The sequence below is a fragment of the Caballeronia sp. A2-2 genome, assembly GCF_057612605.2.
In genome coordinates, this window is record NZ_CM172587.1 from 2,544,499 (window position 1) to 2,563,390 (window position 18,892).

The following is an 18,892-nucleotide window of genomic DNA, read 5'->3' on the forward strand; positions in this document are numbered from 1 at the left end:
TGCGTACTTCCTGGCTGACGGATGAGCGAAGGCGAGATTGTAGACGAACGTCGCGTTCGCCTTTTTCAATTCGCGAACGCCGCCAGATATTCCGCCCAGTGCGGCGACGATTCCTGCGCCAGCGCATTCTTCACGAAGTTGATTTCGTCGGCGTACTCATCGGCTGTGAAACCGCCTCTCATCATCTGGAAACGGCAGTACATGAGGTACGTGTTGACGACATCGGTCTCGCAGTAGTTGCGGATTTCGTCGAGCTGGCCGTCGCAATAGGCGTCCCACACCTTGCCGCCGTCCATGCCGAGCTTGCCGGGAAAGCCGCACAGCTTGGCGAGCGCATCGAGCGGGGCGTTGGCGCGCGCCTGATACATGGCGAGCACGTCCATCAGATCGATGTGCCGCATGTGATAGCGGCCGATGTAATTGTTGAACTTGAACTCGCGATCGTCCTGACCGAGGTCCCAGTAACGCGGCGCAGCGACGCCATGCACCAGCGCGCGGTAATGCAGCACCGGCAGATCGAACCCGCCGCCGTTCCACGACACGAGTTGCGGCGTGTACTTTTCGATCACGCGATAGAACGACTGGATGAGCGCCGCCTCGCCATCGCCGGGCGTGCCGAGCGAGCGCACGCGAAAGCCGTTGTTATCGCGGAACACGCAGGAAATGGCCGCCACGCGTTGCAAATGATGCGGCAGGAAATCGTTGCCCACGCGCTCGCGGCGCGCTTCGAACGCGTGTTCGGCGACTTCGCGGTCGGAGAGATCGTCGGGCAGGTCTTCGAGACGGCGAATGCCGTCGACATCGGGAATGGTCTCGATGTCGAATACGAGAATCGGAGTCATTGAATCGGAATGCGTGACGCGGCGAGGCGTCGTTCAGAACGGGAAAGCGTAGAGCTTAAAGCACGGCGTCCTTGCGCACGCCATTGGACGCAAAAAAGCGCTTGAGCCGCACCAGCGCCTCTTGCTGAATCTGGCGCACGCGTTCGCGCGTGAGGCCCATTTCATCGGCGAGTTCTTCTAGCGTGGCGGGTTCGATATGGTTCAGGCCGAAGCGCCGTTCGATCACGTGCCGATGCTTGTCGGACAGGCGCGACAGCCACAACCGCGTGAGCGACTCCAGTTCGCGGTGCTGCACTTCCGCATCGGGCGACTGGCTTTGATCGTCGGAGAGCAGGTCGAGCAGGCTGCTGCCGGGATCGAGGTCGAGCGGTGCATCGAGCGACGCCGTGTGTTCGTTGAGCGCGAGGATATCGGTGACTTCCTCGGGCGTCTTACCGGTGAGATAGGCGATATCGTCGATGCTCGCATCGCGGCGCTCCGGCGCGATGGCATCGTTCGAATTAGCGGAATTTTTTTCCAGATGCCGCTTGGCGCGCAACACCTGATTCAGTTCGCGGATGACATGCACCGGCAAGCGCACCGTGCGCGCCTGATTCATGATCGCGCGTTCGATACTCTGGCGAATCCACCAGGTGGCATACGTCGAGAAACGGAAACCGCGCGTGGGATCGAATTTCTCGATGGCATGCATGAGCCCGAGATTGCCTTCCTCGATCAGATCGAGCAGCGGCACGCCACGGTTCAGATAACCCTTCGCGATACTGACGACCAGCCGCAGATTGCGCTCGATCATGACCTGGCGCGCTTCGAATTCACCGGCCTTCGCCAGACGCGAATACCGCTGCTCTTCCTCGACGGTGAGCAGCGGCTTCACGCTGATTCGGTTCAGGTAATGCTGAATGGTGTCGGCCGTGAGTTCGGCCTGAAGCATGGAGCGGAAATCGTCCGCATCGGGCGCGGAATCGTTTGCGCTTCCGGCCGCGCTTTCGCCGGTCTTGCCGCGACTCTCGCCTTCTTCGTCGGAGTCTACGTCGACATCGACGCTCTCGGCGTCTTCATCGACAGTCGAAGCACCGTCTTCCATCGACACTTGCAAAGGTCGACTGATGGTTTCAGTCTCGGCTTGCGGCAGGCGGCGCTTCGTTTTCGGCATGATGGTTCCGCTTTATTGCGGCGGCAAATACTTCAGTGGGTCAACAGGTTTTCCCTGCCGGCGAACTTCGAAATGCAACATCACGCGGTCCGAATCGCTGTTGCCCATCTCAGCGATCTTCTGCCCTTTGGTCACCGCGTCTCCTTCTTTTACCATCAAAGCGCGGTTATGTGCATACGCTGTGAGAAAAGTCGCGTCGTGCTTGATGATAACGAGGTTGCCGTAGCCGCGCAGCCCATTTCCCGAATAAACCACGCGCCCATCAGCGGATGCAATGACCGGGTCTCCCGCTGCGCCGCCAATGTTCAATCCCTTGTTCTTCGCGTCGTCGAATGTGCCGAGAATCGGACCACGCGCCGGCCAGATGAATGCCGGTTGCGCCGCCGCGCCGTTATCCGCGCCGGGCGTCGCCGGAATGTTCGGCGTCGTGCCCGGTGTCGTGCCACCCGCCAGTGCTCCCGCTGCCGCGCCTGCGGTCGCGCCGGGCGCCGCGCCCATGCCCGAATTCGGACCGTAGTAAGGCGGCTGCGCCGTGGCGCCGGTCGCAACGCCCGGCTGTGCATACGGACTATTCGCACCGTTGAGCGGTTGTGTCTGTACGCCGCCGCCCGCGATCGGCGCAGTCGAGACGCCGGGCGTGGACGCGCTCAGATTCGCGCCCGGGGGCGCGACGCGCATCAGTTGCCCCACCTCGATCGCGTTCGGATTGGTCAGGTTGTTCCACGTCGCGATGTCGTGATAATTCTGACCGTTTTCCAGTGCGATCCGATATAGGGTGTCGCCCGGTTTCACGCGGTAATAGCCTGGCGGCGGCGGGCCGCCGTTGTCCGGCGTCTGGGCCGTCGTGCCGATGGGCGCGCCGGTCCGGTCAACCACGGGCGCCATGTCCATGCGCGACGCGCAGGCTGCCAGCACGGACAGCGCGAAGATACACACGCCGCGCTGCGCCGCCGTCAGGCGGTCGTCTGCACGATCTAGTCGCAAAGCACGCAAGATACTCATCGGTGTCAAATCACTCCGGATTTTAAGGGTACAAAGAAAACGCGATCGAGCCGCTCTTCTCGCCACTGCGTCATGGAAACGCGCGTGACGAGCGTCAGCACTTGCGACTGAGCGGCCTGCGATCCAACCGGCGCGACGAGCCTGCCGCCCACCGCCAGTTGATCCAGCAAATCCTGCGGCACATCCAGCCCCGCGCACGCGATGACGATGGCATCGAAAGGCGCGGCGGCGGGCAGCCCGAGCCGCCCGTCGCCGTAATGCAGCCGGATGTTCGGCACGCGCAGCGGCCGTAAATTCAGCTTCGCGCGCTCCGACAGCGGACGCACGCGTTCTATGGAATAAACCTCGGCCGCGACCTGCGACAGCACGGCCGCCTGATAGCCGCAGCCCGTGCCGATCTCCAGCACTTTGTCGAGCGCACGCCCCGCCGCCACCAGTTCGATCATGCGCGCCACCACCGACGGCTTCGAGATCGTCTGGTGATGGCCGATGGGCAGCGCGGCATCTTCATACGCCTGCACGGCCAAACCCGGATCGACGAACATATGGCGCGGCACGACCGACATGGCATTGAGCACGCGCGGGTCGGTCGTGCCGTTCGCGCGCAGACGCTCGACCATGCGCTCGCGCACGCGCTCGGAGTTCAACACTTCCTTGCTGGCGAGCGCGACGTTGGGCGCGCCTTTCTTCGTTGCGACGGAAGCGGCGTTCGTGGGTCTGGCATGTGGCGCACGGCGGGCTGAATCGGAAACCGGTTTCGCGGCGGGATTCGCCGCTGTCTTCGATGCAACCGCCTTCGCGGGCTTCGCCGTCATCGACGACGCGGCCTTGCGCGCAACGCGCGATGCATCGGCGCGGCTCGCCGGCTTGCGCGGATCGCGCACCAGATCGGCGAGCGCCAGCGGAAAGCGCTTGGCGCGCTCGTCCGTCATGAGCGATGGCTCCCGGCGCGCGCCCATTCGCGCGTTTCGTTCATGAGACGCGTATGCGTGAGATCGAGTTGCAACGGCGTGATCGATACGAAGCCGTTGGCGACCGCGTGAAAGTCGGTGCCTTCGGTGGCGTCGAGCGCATCGCCGGAAGGGCCGATCCAGTAGATGGGGTTGCCGCGCGGATCGGTCTGCCGGATCACAGGCTGCGACGGATGCCGCTTGCCCAGCCGCGTCACTTTCCATTCGCCGAGTTGCTCATACGGCAGGCTCGGAATGTTCACGTTGAGCAGCGGATGACCGGGCATCGGATGATCGAGAAAATGCGCGACGATTTCGGCGGCCACGCGCGCGGCATCTTCCAGATGCAGCCAGTCGCGCCCGACCAGCGAAAACGCGATTGCCGGAATGCCGAACATGAAGCCTTCGGTGGCGGCGGCGACCGTGCCGGAATACAGCGTGTCTTCGCCGACGTTCTGCCCGTTGTTGATTCCCGACACCACGATGTCCGGCTTGTGATCGAGCATGCCCGTGAGCGCGATATGCACCGAGTCGGTCGGCGTGCCGTTGACGAAATTGAAACCGTTGGCCGACTGATGAACGCTCAAGGGCCGCGACAGCGTGAGCGAGTTGGATGAGCCGCTGCAGTTCTGCTCCGGCGCCATCACGGTCACTTCGCCGAGCGATTGCAGGGCCGCGTGCAGCACGTTGATGCCGCGGGCCAGATAACCGTCGTCGTTGCTGAGTAGGATTCGCATCCGAAGATTGTAACCGAGGAAACATGGCACGCGAACGACTCGACAGCGTGCCCGGAAGGTCCGGCGCGCCTGTTCGCCCTGCCCTAAACTGAAGCGACTTTCGACAGGAGACGACATGCGCGCGCTACGCTGCAACGAACACGGATTGCCCGACACGCTCACCATCGAAACGTTGCCGGATCTCACGCCCGAGGCGGGTGAAGTCGTCATCGATGTGAAAGCGGCGAGCGTGAATTTTCCGGACGTGCTGATCATCCAGAACAAATACCAGTTCAAGCCGCCGCTGCCCTTCACGCCCGGCGCGGAATTCGCGGGCGTGGTGCGCGCGGTCGGCGCGGGCGTCACGCATCTTGCACCCGGCATGCGCGTGGCGGCGTACACCGCGCAGGGCGCGTTCGCCGAGCAGGCGCGCGCGAAAGGGGACGCGTGCATCGCGTTGCCGGACGATGTCGATTTCGCCGATGCCGCGGCCTTCACCCTCGCCTATGGCACGTCGTATCACGCGCTGGTCGATCGCGGCGCGCTCAAGGCGGGCGAAACGTTGCTGGTCCTCGGCGCGGCGGGCGGCGTCGGACTGGCGGCGATTCAGATCGGCAAGATTCTCGGCGCGCGCGTGATCGCGGCGGCATCGAGTGCGGAGAAACTTGCGTTCTGCGAACGGCATGGCGCGGATGCCGGCATCGACTATGCGAAGGAGGATTTGCGCGAGCGCATCAAGGCGCTCACCGACGGACGCGGCCCGGACGTCGTGTTCGATCCGGTCGGCGGCGCGTATGCGGAACCGGCGTTTCGCAGCATCGGCTGGCGCGGGCGCTATCTGGTCGTCGGCTTCGCGAACGGCGAGATTCCGAAGCTGCCGCTCAATCTCACGTTGCTGAAAGGCGCGAGCATCGTTGGCGTGTTCTGGGGCGATCACATGCGGCGCGAACATGCGCTCGCCGACGAAGAATTCGCGATCATGGTCCGCTGGATCGAAGCGGGCAAGCTGCGACCGGTCGTCACCAAACGCTATTCGCTCGATGACGCGCCGCAAGCGCTCGACGACATGATGAACCGCCGCGTCACCGGGAAGATCGTGATCGAGATGTAAGCGGTGCGGATGGCGCGTGATGCCGCGCATGCGTCGCGGCTAACAGCCTCGGCTGACCATGCAACGCATGGAAAGCCGACATCACGCGACGCACCGACAGCAGCCGCTTCCACGTCCGTTCCTTGAGCGCGGCGAACGGCACGACCGAAGGCGGCATCACCACCGCACCCGGCCCCCAGCCCGGACGCCACGAGCGCGCAAGCCCGCGTCGCATGAACAGCGACAGCGTAGGCACGCCGATCGATGACGCCAGATGCCCGAGCCCCGAATCGTTGCCGATGAACCATGCCGATTCGGCGATCCACGTCGCCACTTCATCCAGACGCGGATGCGCGTTGACTTCGTGTCCCTCGCCCGCGATATCACGCCACGCGTCGAACTCGTTCGGCGCTACCAGAAAGCTCGGCTTCAGTTCATGGTGCGACAACGCCTGCGCCAGCGCGAGAAACTTGCCGCGCGCCCACATCTTCTCGGGATGACTGCCCGTGGGATGAATCACGACACGGTTCGCCACCCGCCCGCGCATCACGCCAGCGGGCACCACGAGTCCGTTCGAGCGCGTCAGATCACGCAGCTCGAGCACGTTCGCCGCGATGTCGACGATACGATCCACCATGTGTTTGGAGCCGCCGTACTCCGGCAGATGCGACAGGCAAATGGTGCGGCCCGTGCGGCTGAGTGCCGCCGCGTGACCGGTCGGCCATGATTCGATGACCGTCTCGAACTGACCGGCGCAGGCGCTTGCCTGACCCACCTGCACGAGCGGCAGCCAGTCCGCGAGTTGCTCGGCCACCCAGCCGAACACCACGGGCCGATAACCGTTGCGAACGAGATTGTTGACGAGGACCAGTCCGATCAGACTGTCGCCGATGGGCGCTGGCAACACCACCGCCACGGCACGGTCGGCCTGCATGTTCATTCCCGGCTCTGGAAAAATTGCGCGACTCTACGTCACGCAGATGACATTCGTTCAAGGCACACGGCAAGGCCATGCGGTTCAGCATCGCTGAACCGCATGAACATAACTGATTTGGGGAACGAAGTTGATACGTTTTGTCTTGCTTACGCGAATGGGCGACGGCCTTCAGATCACCTTCGCCGCGCGCAACCTTGCGATGTCATCCGCTTGATACCCGAGCGTCTGCAACACTTCGTCCGTGTGTTCGCCGAGCGTCGGCCCGAGCCAGCGCGTTTCGCCCGGCGTCTCCGACATCTTCGGCGTGACGTTCGGCAACGCGATTTCCTGACCGTCCTGCCATGGAAAGCGTTGCAGCATTTGCCGCGCGATGTACTGCGGATCGGTGAACATGTCCGCGACGCTGTAGATGCGGCCTGCGGGGACATCGGCGGCGTTGAGCACGTCGAGCGCTTCGTCGATGCTGCGGGTGGCGAGCCACGCGGCGATGGCATCGTCGATTTCCTGTGTACGCGGCACGCGGCCATCGTTCGAGGCGAGCGCGGGATCGTTCGCCATGTCCGCGCGATCGATGGCGGTCATCAGCCGCTTGAAGATCGGGTCGCTGTTGCCGCCGATCACGATGCTGCCATCGCGGCACGCGTACGTATTCGATGGCACGATGCCCGGCAGCGACGCGCCGGTGGGCTCGCGCACCATGCCATACACGCCGTATTCGGGCACGACGCTTTCCATCATGTTGAAGACGGCTTCGTACAGCGCGACATCGACCACTTGCCCGCGCCCGCCGTTCACTTGCCGATGATGCAGCGCCATCAACGCGCCGATCACGCCATGCAGCGCTGCAATGGAATCCCCGATGGAAATGCCGATGCGCGGCGGCGGCAAATCCGGATAGCCGGTGATATGACGCAGGCCGCCCATCGATTCGGCAATCGCGCCGAAACCGGGACGATCGCGATACGGACCAGTCTGCCCATAGCCTGAAAGCCGCACCATCACGAGACCGGGATTTTCTGCGCTCAAGACCTCGTAGCCGAGCCCGAGCTTTTCGAGCAGACCCGGCCGAAAATTCTCGATGACGATATCGGCTTCCTTAGCCAGACGCCGCACGATTTCCTTGCCTTCTTCGGCCTTGAGATTGATCGTCACCGACTTCTTGTTGCGCGCCTGCACCGCCCACCACAGCGACGTGCCGCCCACTTCGGGATAGAGCTTGCGCCACTTGCGCAGCGGATCGCCACCGTTCGGATCTTCGATCTTGATGACGTCCGCGCCGAACTCGCCCATGAAGCGCGCCGCGAACGGTCCCGCGATGAGCGTGCCGAGTTCCAGCACCTTGACGCCCGCGAGCGGTCCCGTCGATGCGCTCATGCGTTGTCTCCTTTTTATTGGTTGGCGTGGGTCAGAGCGGGATATCGAGCGCCTTGAAACGCGGCGTGCCATCCGCGAGTGTTTCGTTGAACATCGTGGCGGGACGCACCCACAAGCCGCGCTCGTGCGGCCACAAATGTTCATAGACGATCATCGCTTCCTCGGTTTCCGAGTGACGCGCCACGCCGACCACGCGATACAGCCCGCCCTTGTAATGGCGATGCGTCGCGAGCGCGAGTGCTTCGGTTTCTGTCATTGCGTGCTTTCCGGATGAATTCATACCGAGCGGCGATCGAGCATGGCGCGCGCGATGGTGCCGGCATCGACATATTCGAGTTCGCCGCCCACGGGCACGCCGCGCGCCAGACGCGTCACCTTCAACCCCTTGGTCTTGAGCGTTTGCGCGAGATAGTGCGCGGTCGCTTCGCCCTCGTTGGTGAAGTTGGTGGCGAGCACCACTTCCTGCACCACGCCATCGAGCGCGCGGTTGATGAGCCGTTCGAAGTGAATCTCCTTCGGCCCGATGCCGTCGAGCGGACTGAGACGCCCCATCAGCACGAAGTAAAGCCCGCGATATGTGAGCGTCTGTTCCAGCATGATCTGATCGGCCGGCGTTTCAACGACGCACAACTGTGCGGGATCGCGTTCCTCGTCGCTGCAGACTTCGCAGATGTCCGCCTCGGTGAACGTGTTGCACATCTGGCAATGCTTGAGATGCTCGGTCGCGAACAAGAGCGATGCCCCGAGCTTCTCGGCCGCCGCGCGATCGTGCTGCATCAGGTGATACGCCATGCGTTGCGCCGACTTCGGTCCGACGCCGGGCAGCGCACGCAGCGCTTCGACGAGCGCCGACAGGGCGGAAGGCTGTTTCATGTGTCCTCGAATGCGGGCCACGCGATGCTTGTTCAGCGTGCGTGGCCGCGCGGTCAGAACGGCATCTTGAAGCCGGGCGGCATGGGCATGCCGGCGGTCATGCCGCTCATTTTTTCTTGCGTGGTGGCCTCGGCCTTGCGCACGGCGTCGTTGAACGCGGCGGCGACCAGATCTTCGAGCATGTCCTTGTCGTCCGCGAGCAGGCTCGGGTCGATCGACACGCGCTTCACGTCGTTCTTGCAGGTCATCGTCACCTTCACGAGACCGGCGCCGGACTGGCCCTCGACCTCGATCAGCGCGAGCTGGTCCTGCATCTTCTTCATGTTTTCCTGCATCTGCTGGGCTTGCTTCATCAGCCCGGCGAGTTGGTTCTTCATCATGATTCGGCTCCTTGCCAAAGGGTAACGGGTTCGGCGGGCGCGTTTGCGTTTCAGCCGCAAGCGGCGTGTTTCACGAAGGATTGGCGCCCGTCGCGGAAATGGGTTTGATCGAGCCTTGCACGATGCTCGCGCCGAAATCGCGGATCAGCGACTGCACGAACGGGTCTTGCGTGATCTCCTGCTCGGCTTCCTGCTGGCGTTTCGCGCGCGTGGCGGCATCGAGCGCGGCGGCGGTGCGGCGCGCGGGACCGACGCTCACGTTCACTTCGAGCGCGCGGCCGAATTTCTCCGCGAGCGCGGCCTTGAGCTTCGACACGTGCGCCTGATCGGTGTACATCTGCACGGGCACAGAAAGCGTGACGGACGCGGCATCGCACGCGGTCAGTTCGCTGTTGAACGCGAGCTGGTACGCGACGCCCTTCAACGGCAGATCGGCCGCGAGCACCGCCCATTCGATGTCGATATTCAAGGCATCGAGCGGAATGGCGGGCGGCAGCGGCGTGCTGTCGATCTTCGGCGCCGGAGCGGTTATAGGCGCGTTCATGGGCGATGCATCGCCGAAGCGCATGTCGTCGGGACCGCTATCGAACGCGGGCACGAAGCCATCGTCGGGCGGCATGAAATAGCCATCCTCGGACGACGATGACGACGGCGCGTAGTCGTCCGGCGGCATGTCTTCCCACGGTGGAACGGTGGCGCGCGCCGGGGGTTCAGCGGGCGTGGGAGCCTTGACTTGCACCACGCGCTCAGGCTTCGGCGCGACAGGCGCAGCGGCTTGCGGAGCCGATGCCGCCCGACCCGCACGATCCGACGACAGCTTCATGCCCGCGCTGCGCAGCACATCAAGCGCGGCGCGCGCACCACCGCCCGCGCGCGTCGGCGATGCTTCGGTGGCCGAAGCATCGGGCGATTTCGCGGCGAGTTGATCGGCGGTTTCGCGTGCCGCGGCGGGAAGCGGCGCGGTGTCGGCGGGAGGTGCATCGATAGGCTGCGCTGGCCGCGCAGCTTCAGGCACGGCTTGCGGAACTTGCTTCGGCGCTTTGGCTTCCTGAACCGGCGCGGGCGCGGGGGCGGGCGAAGGCACAGGCGTAGCCGCACGCTGAGCCATCGCACCGGCAAGCGCCGCGCCACGCGCAGGCTTCGCAGCAGAAGGCGCACTCACCGACAACCCGCCGCCACCCGGACCGCCCGCAGGCTCGAACGCGAGCATGCGCAGCAACGTCATGGTGAAGCCCGCGTATTCATCGGGCGCGAGGCCGAGTTCGCCGCGTCCGACCGTCGCGATCTGATAGAACAACTGAACCTGTTCCGCCGACAGCATCTCCGCGAAGCGGCGAATATCCGTTGCTTCCGGCCATTCGTCGAGCACCGACGCCGGCGCGAACTGCGCCCACGCGATTCTGTGCAGCAAACTCGCAAGATCCTGCAACGCCGTGGAAAACGACAGGCTGCGCAAGGCCATTTCATCGGCGATGGACAACACGAGCGCGCCATCGGTCGCGGCGAGCGCGTCGAGCAGGCGAATGAGGTAGCTCTGATCGAGCGCGCCGAGCATGCCGCGCACGGCTTCCTCGGTGACCTGATTGGCCGAATAGGCGATCGCCTGATCGGTGAGCGAGAGCGCATCGCGCATGCTGCCATCCGCCGCGCGCGACAGCAGCCGCAGCGCCTGCGATTCGAACGCGATGTTCTCCTGCTGAAGAATGTTCTCCAGATGCGAGACGATATGCCCCGCCGGCATCTGCTTCAGATTGAACTGGAGACAGCGCGACAGCACGGTAACCGGAATCTTCTGCGGATCGGTGGTCGCGAGGATGAACTTCACGTGCGACGGCGGTTCTTCCAGCGTCTTCAACATGGCGTTGAAGGCGTGGTTCGTGAGCATATGCACTTCGTCGATCATGTAGACCTTGAAGCGCGCATCCACCGGCGCATAGACCGCGCGTTCGAGCAGCGTGGCCATTTCGTCGACACCGCGATTGCTCGCCGCATCCATCTCGACATAATCGACGAACCGGCCTTCGTCGATTTCCCGGCACGCGCGGCACACGCCGCACGGCCTGGACGTCACGCCGGTTTCACAATTGAGCGCCTTGGCGAAGATACGCGAAAGCGTGGTCTTGCCGACGCCGCGCGTGCCCGTGAACAAATAGGCGTGATGCAGACGGCCGCCGTCGAGCGCATGCGTGAGCGCACGAACGACGTGCTCCTGGCCGACGAGCGACTCGAACGATTTCGGCCGCCATTTGCGTGCGAGAACTTGATAGGTCATGCGCGAAATTGTATCAGCAACCACCGGCGGCAAACGCCGTGCGTATGGGCGCTTCGGCGTACTGCGCACGCGTGATTTCCCCGTGCATCGGCAAGAAAAAATGCCGTGCGGACAAAGACAAATCAGGGGAATGGACAACAGAAAAAGCGGAAGGTGACGAGCCCGACCCTCGGCACTGGTGGAAAACGGCTGTGGCTGCTTCGTTCCCGACCTGACCAGGTTGACCGCGCCGCCATGCGAGGAGGCCCGTCACGTCGAATCATATCACGCATGACGCTTTCCCCGGAAGGATTGTCCGCACTTGCGCTCAACTGCGATGCCCTCTTGTGCTTTGCATTTCGAGCCTCAAATGGTCCCTATCGGCGCGCGGCAACGGATAGCAAAGTAAGCTAAGATGACATCTGAATCACCCGCGCGCGAGCATCCTTGCTGCATACGCGGGTCATTTGCCTTCCGGCGCGCGGCGACATGAGTGCCCGTTGGGCGGCGAACATTTTTCAGATCCGGTGTATCGTGGCGAGCATTCAAACGCGGGCCTCGAATCGATAGAGGTATTCAGACAATGAGCGAATCAATCAAGCACATCAGCGACGCATCCTTCGAACAGGATGTGGTCAAGTCAGATAAACCCGTTCTGCTCGATTTCTGGGCGGAGTGGTGCGGTCCGTGCAAGATGATCGCCCCGATCCTCGACGAAGTCGCGAAGGATTACGGCGATCGCCTGCAAATCGCGAAGATCAATGTGGACGAGCATCAGTCGACGCCGGTCAAGTTCGGCGTGCGAGGCATTCCCACGCTGATCCTCTTCAAGAACGGCGCGGTCGCCGCGCAGAAGGTCGGCGCATTGTCCAAGTCGCAGCTCACCGCGTTCCTCGACAGCAATCTGTGATGCACCAAGGCTTGAGTGCGAGCGGTTTCCTTAATCCGCGCCGCTTGAGCCTTAAGCGTTCCATGTTGTCTGACCACAACATGGAACGAAAAAGCCCCGCCTCAAGCCCACTCAAGGCCCGTGTGGCGTGTGCTATGCTATATTCACAACAGTTCTGAAGTACCAAGAAGTAGAATTAGAGCTGTAGCAAGCAGAAGTAATAAGTCTCGAGCGGTTCCGCTCACCTCTTCTCCCAAATCTTTTCGTCGCACCTCTCTCTCCCTGGCGGGAAACCCGTATGCATTTATCCGAGCTCAAGTCTCAGCACGTCTCCGCACTGATCGAGATGGCCAATGGCCTCGAAATCGAAAATGCGAACCGCCTGCGCAAGCAGGAACTCATGTTCGCCATTCTTAAAAAGCGCGCCAAGGGCGGCGACACGATCTTCGGCGACGGCACGCTGGAAGTGCTGCCCGACGGCTTCGGTTTCCTGCGCTCGCCCGAGACCTCGTATCTCGCCAGCACGGACGACATCTATATCAGCCCGTCGCAGATTCGCCGCTTCAATCTGCATACCGGCGACACCATCGAAGGTGAAGTGCGCACGCCGAAGGACGGCGAGCGTTATTTCGCACTGGTCAAGGTGGACAAGGTCAACGGGCAGCCGCCCGAGGCCTCGAAACACAAGATCATGTTCGAGAACCTCACGCCGCTGCATCCGAACAAGCCGCTGCCGCTCGAACGCGAAATGCGCGGCGAGGAAAACGTGACCGGCCGGATCATCGACATGATCGCGCCGATCGGCAAGGGCCAGCGCGGCTTGCTCGTCGCGTCGCCCAAGTCGGGCAAGACGGTCATGCTTCAGCACATCGCGCATGCGATCAAGCAGAACCATCCGGACATCGTGCTGTTCGTGCTGCTGATCGACGAACGCCCGGAAGAAGTGACGGAAATGCAGCGTTCGGTCAAGGGCGAAGTCATCGCCTCGACCTTCGACGAACCCGCCGCGCGTCACGTTCAAGTGGCCGAAATGGTCATCGAAAAGGCCAAGCGTCTGGTGGAAATGAAGCATGACGTGGTCATTCTTCTGGACTCCATCACGCGTCTGGCGCGCGCTTACAACACGGTCGTGCCTGCTTCGGGCAAGGTGCTGACCGGCGGTGTGGATGCCAACGCGCTGCAACGTCCGAAGCGCTTCTTCGGCGCCGCGCGCAATATCGAGGAAGGCGGGTCGCTGACCATCATCGGCACCGCGCTGATCGAAACCGGCAGCCGCATGGACGATGTGATCTACGAAGAGTTCAAGGGCACCGGCAACATGGAAGTGCACCTGGAACGTCGTCTCGCGGAAAAGCGTGTGTATCCGTCGATCAATCTGAACAAGTCGGGCACGCGCCGCGAAGAACTGCTCATCAAGCCGGACGTGCTGCAAAAGGTCTGGGTGCTGCGCAAGTTCATCCACGACATGGACGAAGTCGAAGCCATGGAATTCCTGCTCGACAAAATCCGTCAGACGAAGGGCAATTCCGAGTTCTTCGACATGATGCGTCGCGGCGGAAGTTAAACCGCGCGTACTTCACGAGAGAAAGCCGCCTGCTTCGTCAGGCGGCTTTTTTTCGGCTGCGCGCGGAGCGTGCTTCATACACTTCGTACAATCCGGCTTGTCCCGTGAATCGAACGAACGATGACCAACCTTTTCGCCCGCTGGTTCGGCGCGCAACGCCGCGAACGCGCGCTGCGTAAATACGCGATCGACGATGCCCTCTGGCGCCGCACGCTCGATGCGTTTCCGTGCTTCGCGCATCTGAACGCCGACGACCTCGCGCGTCTGCGCGAGACCGCGAGCCTGTTCATCGCGCAGAAGGAATTTTCGACGGCGCACGAACTGGAACTGACCGACGAGATGATCGTGTCGATCGCCGCGCAGGCGTGTTTGCCGGTGCTCAATCTCGATCTGGAGCTGTACCGCGGATGGGTCGGCGTGATCGTGTATCCGGGCGAGTTCATCATTCGCAAGACGGTCGAGGACGAGGACGGCGTGGTCCACGAAGTCGAGCACGATGCCAGCGGCGAAGCGTGGGAAGGCGGTCCGGTCGTGCTGTCGTGGGAAGACGCGCAGATGGCCGACGGCTCGGACGCGTACAACGTCGTGATCCACGAATTCGCGCACAAGATCGACATGGTGAACGGCGTCGCGGACGGGCATCCGCCGCTTTATCGGCGCTGGCATGCACCGCTCGATTCGTCAGCCTGGGCCGATGTTTTCGACAACGCCTACGACCAGTTCTGCGCGCGCGTGGACGCGGTGCCGCAGCGGCGCTGGGGGCGTTTCGAGCGCGAATCGCTGATCGATCCTTATGCGACGGATCATCCGTCGGAGTTTTTCGCGGTGTGCAGCGAGGCGCTGTTCGTCACGCCCAAGCCGTTCGAAGCGGAATATCCGGAGCTTTACCGGCTGCTGGCGCGCTATTACCGGCAAGATCCGGCGGGTGTCGGAGCGCTCGCATAACGCTGCGTAACGCGTGCAAAACGTTCGAAAAGAATGTCAACCGACTGATTTTCTGGCATAATCGCCGTTTTTCGACCCTAGGCAAGTGGCTCGCGCAGGTCGCTTTTTCCAAGCGCAGCGGGTTGGCTACCGCCAGATACCAGGAAAGACCATGAAAGAAGGCATTCACCCGAATTATCGCGAAGTCCTGTTCGTCGACATGTCGAACGACTTCCGCTTCGTGACCCGCTCGACCATCCAGACGCGCGAAACCGCCGACTTTAACGGCAAGACGTACCCGCTCGCGAAGATCGAAGTGTCGTCGGAATCGCATCCGTTCTACACGGGCCAGCAAAAGATCATGGACACGGCCGGCCGCGTCGAGAAGTTCAACAACAAGTTCGCGCGCTTCTCCACCAAGAAGTAAGTCGGGCTTCGGGTTTCAGCGAAAAAGGGCAGCTTTGGCTGCCCTTTTTTGTCGCCGCGCGGTTTTCGCGGCATTCCCGTTGCTGGAGTCACACCTGAATACGCGTAAAGCGTGTTGCCTGCGGTTACGCGCGCGCCGTTCGCCGTGACCGCGCGCAACGGCCCGTCTACAATGCCGGATGCTCCGGCTCTGACCCCGCCGCGTTCGACCGCATGGCTCGCGGCCCGTTTCTTTCAATCTGCCCTATCGCATGCGATCCGTCGTTCGTCTCACCGCCTCCGCCACCAGCGCCCTGCCGCGCTGGCTCCTGCTCGCCATCTGTATCACTTATGCGTCGTTCGGGCTGTTCGGCCGCGATCCGTGGAAGAACGAGGACGCCGCCGGTTTCGGCGTGATGTGGACGATGGCCAACGGCGATGCGCGCGACTGGCTGCTGCCCAATCTCGTCGGCAAGGCCATGACGCAGGACGGCCCGCTGATGTACTGGCTCGGCGCGGGCGCGATTCGCGTGTTGAGTCCGTGGGTCGATGCGAGCAATGCCTCGCGCGTGGTCACGGGTCTGCTGTTCACGCTCGCCTGCGCGTTCGTCTGGTATTCGGCGTATCTGCTCGGCCGGCGCGATGAAGCGCAGCCGTTCAAATACGCCTTCGGCGGCGAGCCGGAACCGCGCGACTACGGCCGCACATTGGCCGATGGCGCGCTGCTGATCCTGCTCGCGTGTTTCGGTCTGGCCGAACGCGGCCACGAAACCACGCCGCAGATCGCGCAGTTCGCGGGCACCGCCATGCTGATCTACGGCCTCGTGCGCAGTCTCGACAAACCGCTGCACGGCGCGCTGGTGTGGGGCGCGGCGATAGGCGTGGTCGGTTTGTCGAGTTCGCCGGTGTTGGTGTTCGCGCTGCTGCTCTGCACGCTGGCGATGACCATCATCGTCAAGCAAGTGCGTGCGCTGCCGCTGCTGATGTTCGGCCTGCCGCTCGCCGCCGTGCTGATCGCCGCGTGGGTGCTGCCGACGCTGCATTTCTTCCCCGACGATGGCGACTGGTGGCTGCATCAATGGTGGCGCAACAGTTTCGACTATTTCTCCGGGCCGCCCGCGAGCGTGTTCGGTTATGCGCTAAAGAACCTGCCGCTGTTCACGTGGCCCGCGTGGCCGCTCGCCATTTGGGCGTTCGTGAGCTGGGGCGGCATGCGCCGGTCGCCGCACGTGGCGGTGCCCTTGTCGATCATCGGGCCGCTGCTGGTGCTAGTGGTTTTGCAGGCGCACGAAACCAATCGGCTTTTCATGCTGCTGCTGCCGCCGCTGTCCGTGCTTGCGACATTCGCGCTGCCCACGCTCAAACGCGGCGCGATCAACGCGATCGACTGGTTCGCCATGCTGAGTTTCACGATCATCGGCTCGCTGGTGTGGCTGGTGTGGACAGCGGGCATGATCGGCTTTCCCGCGTCGATGGCGCGCAACCTCGCGCGTCTGGTGCCGGGGTTTCATCCCGAGTTCAAGCTGCTCTCGTTCGTCTGCGCGGTGGTCGTGACCGTCTCATGGTTCGTGCTGGCGCGCTGGCGTCTCGCGCGGCATCCGAAAGTGCTGTGGCGCAGCGTCGTGTTGTCGAGCGCGGGCACCACGCTGATGTGGGTGCTGCTCATGACGCTGTGGCTGCCTGTCGTCAACTATAGCCGCACGTATCAGGACGTCGCCGAACAGATCGCGGATCATCTGCCGCCCGACTACAGTTGCATCTCCCCCGCGCGTCTGGGCGATGCTCAAATCGCCACCTTCGCCTATTTCGGCGGCATGCATTTCGCCTTCGACGAGGATTGCGACGTCGTGCTGCGTCAGGACCGCGCCGATTACGGCGATCCGCCCTCGATCTCGAATCAGGAATGGAAGCTGGTCTGGGAAGGCCGGCGCGTGGCCGACCGCGACGAACGCTTCCGGCTCTACGTGCGCATTCAGCGTCCGATTGCGCCGCCGCCCAAGCCCGCGCGTCAGAAGAGCCTGCGCAGGACACAGTGACGCGATGCAAACGATGAACGACACATCACGCGCCGCCACCGGCATGTTCGCCGACGTGCGCAAGATCGGCGCGCTCGCGTGGCCGGTGCTGATCGGCCAGCTCGCGGTGATCGCCTTCGGCGTGATCGACACCGCGATGGTCGGCCGCTTCTCCGCGACCGATCTCGCCGCGCTCGGTCTGGGCGGCTCGGTTTATATCTCGGTGTATATCGGCCTGACGGGCATTCTCGTCGCGTTGCAGCCGATTGCCGGACAACTTTTCGGCGCGGGCCGCGAAGCCGAAATCGGCGAGGAAACGCGTCAGGCGTTCTGGCTCGCCGCCGCGCTCATGATCGTCGGCTTCGTGCTGCTCTACTATCCCGAACCGCTCTTGAGTCTCGCGAAAGCGCCGCCCGCGCTGCACGATCGCACGGTGGATTATCTGCGCATTCTTTCGTTCGGACTGCCGGCGAGTCTCGCGTTTCGCGTCTACAGTTCGCTCGCCAATGCAGTCGGCAAACCGCGCCTCGTGATGTTCCTGCAAGTGGGCGGACTCGTGCTCAAGTTCCCGCTCAATACGTGGTTCATCTTTGGCGGGCTCGGCGTCCCGGCGATGGGCGGCCCCGGCTGCGCGCTGGCGAGCACGCTTATCAACTGGACGTCGGCGATCGTCGGCATGACCGTGCTGTCCCGAGTCGCGTTCTTCCGGCCGTTCGGCATCTTTTCGCGCTTCTGCTGGCCGGTCTGGCGGCGTCAGATGGCGCTGCTGCGGCTCGGCATTCCGATGGGGCTTTCGTATCTCATCGAAGTGACGTCGTACACGTTCATGGCGCTGTTCATCTCGCGCTTCGGCACGACGACGCTCGCGGGTCATCAGATCGCGGGCAATCTCGGCGCGGTGCTGTACATGACGCCGCTGTCCATCGGCATTGCTTCATCGACGCTGGTGTCGCAGGCGCTCGGCGCGAGAAGATTCGACGATGCCCGCTCGATCTCGCGTCACGGCATCGGCATGGCTTGTGTGCTGGCGCTCGTGTACGGCGTGATCCTGCTCGTGGCGCGGCCGGAGATCATCGCGGCTTATACGCCGGATACGCACGTGATCGCCGCTGCCATGCCGCTGGTGTTCATCATCTTCTTCTATCACCTGTGCGATGCCTTGCAGATCACGACCGCGTTCATTCTGCGCGCGTACAAGGTCACGCTCGTGCCGACGGTGATCTACGCCATCGCGCTGTGGGGCATCGGGCTGGGCGGCGGGTATTTGCTGGGTTTCGATGTCGGCGGCATGGTGCCCGAATCGTTGCAGGGCGCGCGCGGCTTCTGGATCGCCAATTCGATCAGTCTTGGCCTGGCGGGCGTGGGGTTGTTCCTGTATTGGCGAAAGGTCAGCGCGCGTCATGTCTCGCGCATCGATGCTGATTGAATATTCACTTCTGTTGTAAAGCGTCACCGGCACGATAAAGGCAGAAAGACTGCCATAAGGCTCACGTAAAATCGCCGCTCAAAGCATGCCCGGAGCGAGTG

General features: G+C 63.0%; 18 protein-coding genes and 1 other RNA gene. 7 read left to right on the forward strand and 12 right to left on the reverse strand.

The features are described from left to right. Positions 1 to 65: 65 nt before the first annotated feature. From ACZCWR_RS12110 to surE, 5 genes are read right to left on the reverse strand one after another with little or no spacing between them, the layout of a single operon-like run. Complete coding sequence (locus tag ACZCWR_RS12110) at positions 66 to 842, reverse strand: 3'-5' exonuclease (protein ID WP_487301006.1); 777 nt, start codon at positions 840 to 842, stop codon at positions 66 to 68. A gap of 55 nt (positions 843 to 897) precedes the next feature. Next, positions 898 to 1,995, reverse strand: a complete 1,098-nt coding sequence (rpoS, locus tag ACZCWR_RS12115) for an RNA polymerase sigma factor RpoS (RefSeq protein ID WP_487301007.1) — start codon at positions 1,993 to 1,995, stop codon at positions 898 to 900. Between the two features lie 12 nt (positions 1,996 to 2,007). After that, positions 2,008 to 2,997, reverse strand: a complete 990-nt coding sequence (locus tag ACZCWR_RS12120; protein ID WP_487301008.1) for a peptidoglycan DD-metalloendopeptidase family protein — start codon at positions 2,995 to 2,997, stop codon at positions 2,008 to 2,010. A 5-nt stretch (positions 2,998 to 3,002) separates the two neighbouring features. Next, positions 3,003 to 3,956, reverse strand: coding sequence for a protein-L-isoaspartate(D-aspartate) O-methyltransferase (locus tag ACZCWR_RS12125; RefSeq protein WP_487301009.1), 954 nt, complete (start codon positions 3,954 to 3,956; stop codon positions 3,003 to 3,005). Continuing rightward, complete coding sequence (gene surE, locus ACZCWR_RS12130; RefSeq protein ID WP_487301010.1) at positions 3,926 to 4,684, reverse strand: 5'/3'-nucleotidase SurE; 759 nt, start codon at positions 4,682 to 4,684, stop codon at positions 3,926 to 3,928. The genes ACZCWR_RS12125 and surE overlap by 31 nt, the downstream gene beginning before the upstream one ends. 115 nt (positions 4,685 to 4,799) lie before the next feature. On the opposite strand from surE, the gene ACZCWR_RS12135 reads away from it, so the two are divergent. Next, positions 4,800 to 5,774: an NADPH:quinone oxidoreductase family protein gene (locus tag ACZCWR_RS12135; protein WP_487301011.1), complete on the forward strand. Its 975-nt coding sequence runs from the start codon at positions 4,800 to 4,802 to the stop codon at positions 5,772 to 5,774. Here the strand turns inward: ACZCWR_RS12135 and ACZCWR_RS12140 are convergent. From ACZCWR_RS12140 to ffs, 7 genes are all read right to left on the reverse strand, one after another. Next, positions 5,746 to 6,693, reverse strand: coding sequence for a glycosyltransferase family 9 protein (locus ACZCWR_RS12140; RefSeq protein ID WP_487301012.1), 948 nt, complete (start codon positions 6,691 to 6,693; stop codon positions 5,746 to 5,748). The two genes, ACZCWR_RS12135 and ACZCWR_RS12140, sit on opposite strands and share 29 nt — an antisense overlap. Positions 6,694 to 6,858: 165 nt before the next feature. After that, on the reverse strand, positions 6,859 to 8,064 hold the full coding sequence (locus ACZCWR_RS12145) for a CaiB/BaiF CoA transferase family protein (RefSeq protein WP_487301013.1): 1,206 nt from the start codon (positions 8,062 to 8,064) through the stop codon (positions 6,859 to 6,861). Positions 8,065 to 8,095: 31 nt separating this feature from the next. Next, positions 8,096 to 8,320, reverse strand: a complete 225-nt coding sequence (locus ACZCWR_RS12150; RefSeq protein ID WP_487301014.1) for a DUF1653 domain-containing protein — start codon at positions 8,318 to 8,320, stop codon at positions 8,096 to 8,098. Positions 8,321 to 8,340: 20 nt separating this feature from the next. Then, positions 8,341 to 8,937 carry a recombination mediator RecR gene (gene recR, locus ACZCWR_RS12155; RefSeq protein WP_487301015.1) on the reverse strand — a complete coding sequence of 199 codons (597 nt, stop codon included), beginning with the start codon at positions 8,935 to 8,937 and terminating at the stop codon, positions 8,341 to 8,343. A gap of 53 nt (positions 8,938 to 8,990) precedes the next feature. Continuing rightward, positions 8,991 to 9,317, reverse strand: a complete 327-nt coding sequence (locus ACZCWR_RS12160; protein ID WP_049654145.1) for a YbaB/EbfC family nucleoid-associated protein — start codon at positions 9,315 to 9,317, stop codon at positions 8,991 to 8,993. Between the two features lie 70 nt (positions 9,318 to 9,387). Next, a complete protein-coding gene (locus tag ACZCWR_RS12165; protein ID WP_487301016.1) occupies positions 9,388 to 11,589 on the reverse strand; it encodes a DNA polymerase III subunit gamma/tau in 2,202 nt (733 codons plus the stop codon). Between the two features lie 152 nt (positions 11,590 to 11,741). Then, an RNA gene (gene ffs / locus ACZCWR_RS12170) (signal recognition particle sRNA small type) lies at positions 11,742 to 11,840 on the reverse strand. A gap of 311 nt (positions 11,841 to 12,151) precedes the next feature. Between ffs and trxA the strand changes: the two genes are divergently transcribed. The 6 genes from trxA (at position 12,152) to ACZCWR_RS12200 (ending at position 18,791) form a co-directional block, all read left to right on the forward strand. After that, positions 12,152 to 12,478: a thioredoxin TrxA gene (trxA, locus tag ACZCWR_RS12175; RefSeq protein ID WP_008349330.1), complete on the forward strand. Its 327-nt coding sequence runs from the start codon at positions 12,152 to 12,154 to the stop codon at positions 12,476 to 12,478. Positions 12,479 to 12,755: 277 nt separating this feature from the next. Next, positions 12,756 to 14,021: a transcription termination factor Rho gene (gene rho / locus ACZCWR_RS12180; protein ID WP_487301017.1), complete on the forward strand. Its 1,266-nt coding sequence runs from the start codon at positions 12,756 to 12,758 to the stop codon at positions 14,019 to 14,021. A gap of 120 nt (positions 14,022 to 14,141) precedes the next feature. After that, complete coding sequence (locus ACZCWR_RS12185) at positions 14,142 to 14,966, forward strand: M90 family metallopeptidase (RefSeq protein ID WP_487301018.1); 825 nt, start codon at positions 14,142 to 14,144, stop codon at positions 14,964 to 14,966. A gap of 151 nt (positions 14,967 to 15,117) precedes the next feature. Beyond that, complete coding sequence (locus ACZCWR_RS12190; protein WP_487301019.1) at positions 15,118 to 15,372, forward strand: type B 50S ribosomal protein L31; 255 nt, start codon at positions 15,118 to 15,120, stop codon at positions 15,370 to 15,372. Positions 15,373 to 15,622: 250 nt separating this feature from the next. Then, positions 15,623 to 17,386 (forward strand): ArnT family glycosyltransferase, encoded by a 1,764-nt coding sequence (locus ACZCWR_RS12195; RefSeq protein ID WP_487301020.1) that lies wholly within the window; start codon positions 15,623 to 15,625, stop codon positions 17,384 to 17,386. 43 nt (positions 17,387 to 17,429) lie between these two features. Continuing rightward, a complete protein-coding gene (locus ACZCWR_RS12200; protein ID WP_487303314.1) occupies positions 17,430 to 18,791 on the forward strand; it encodes an MATE family efflux transporter in 1,362 nt (453 codons plus the stop codon). Positions 18,792 to 18,892: the final 101 nt, after the last annotated feature.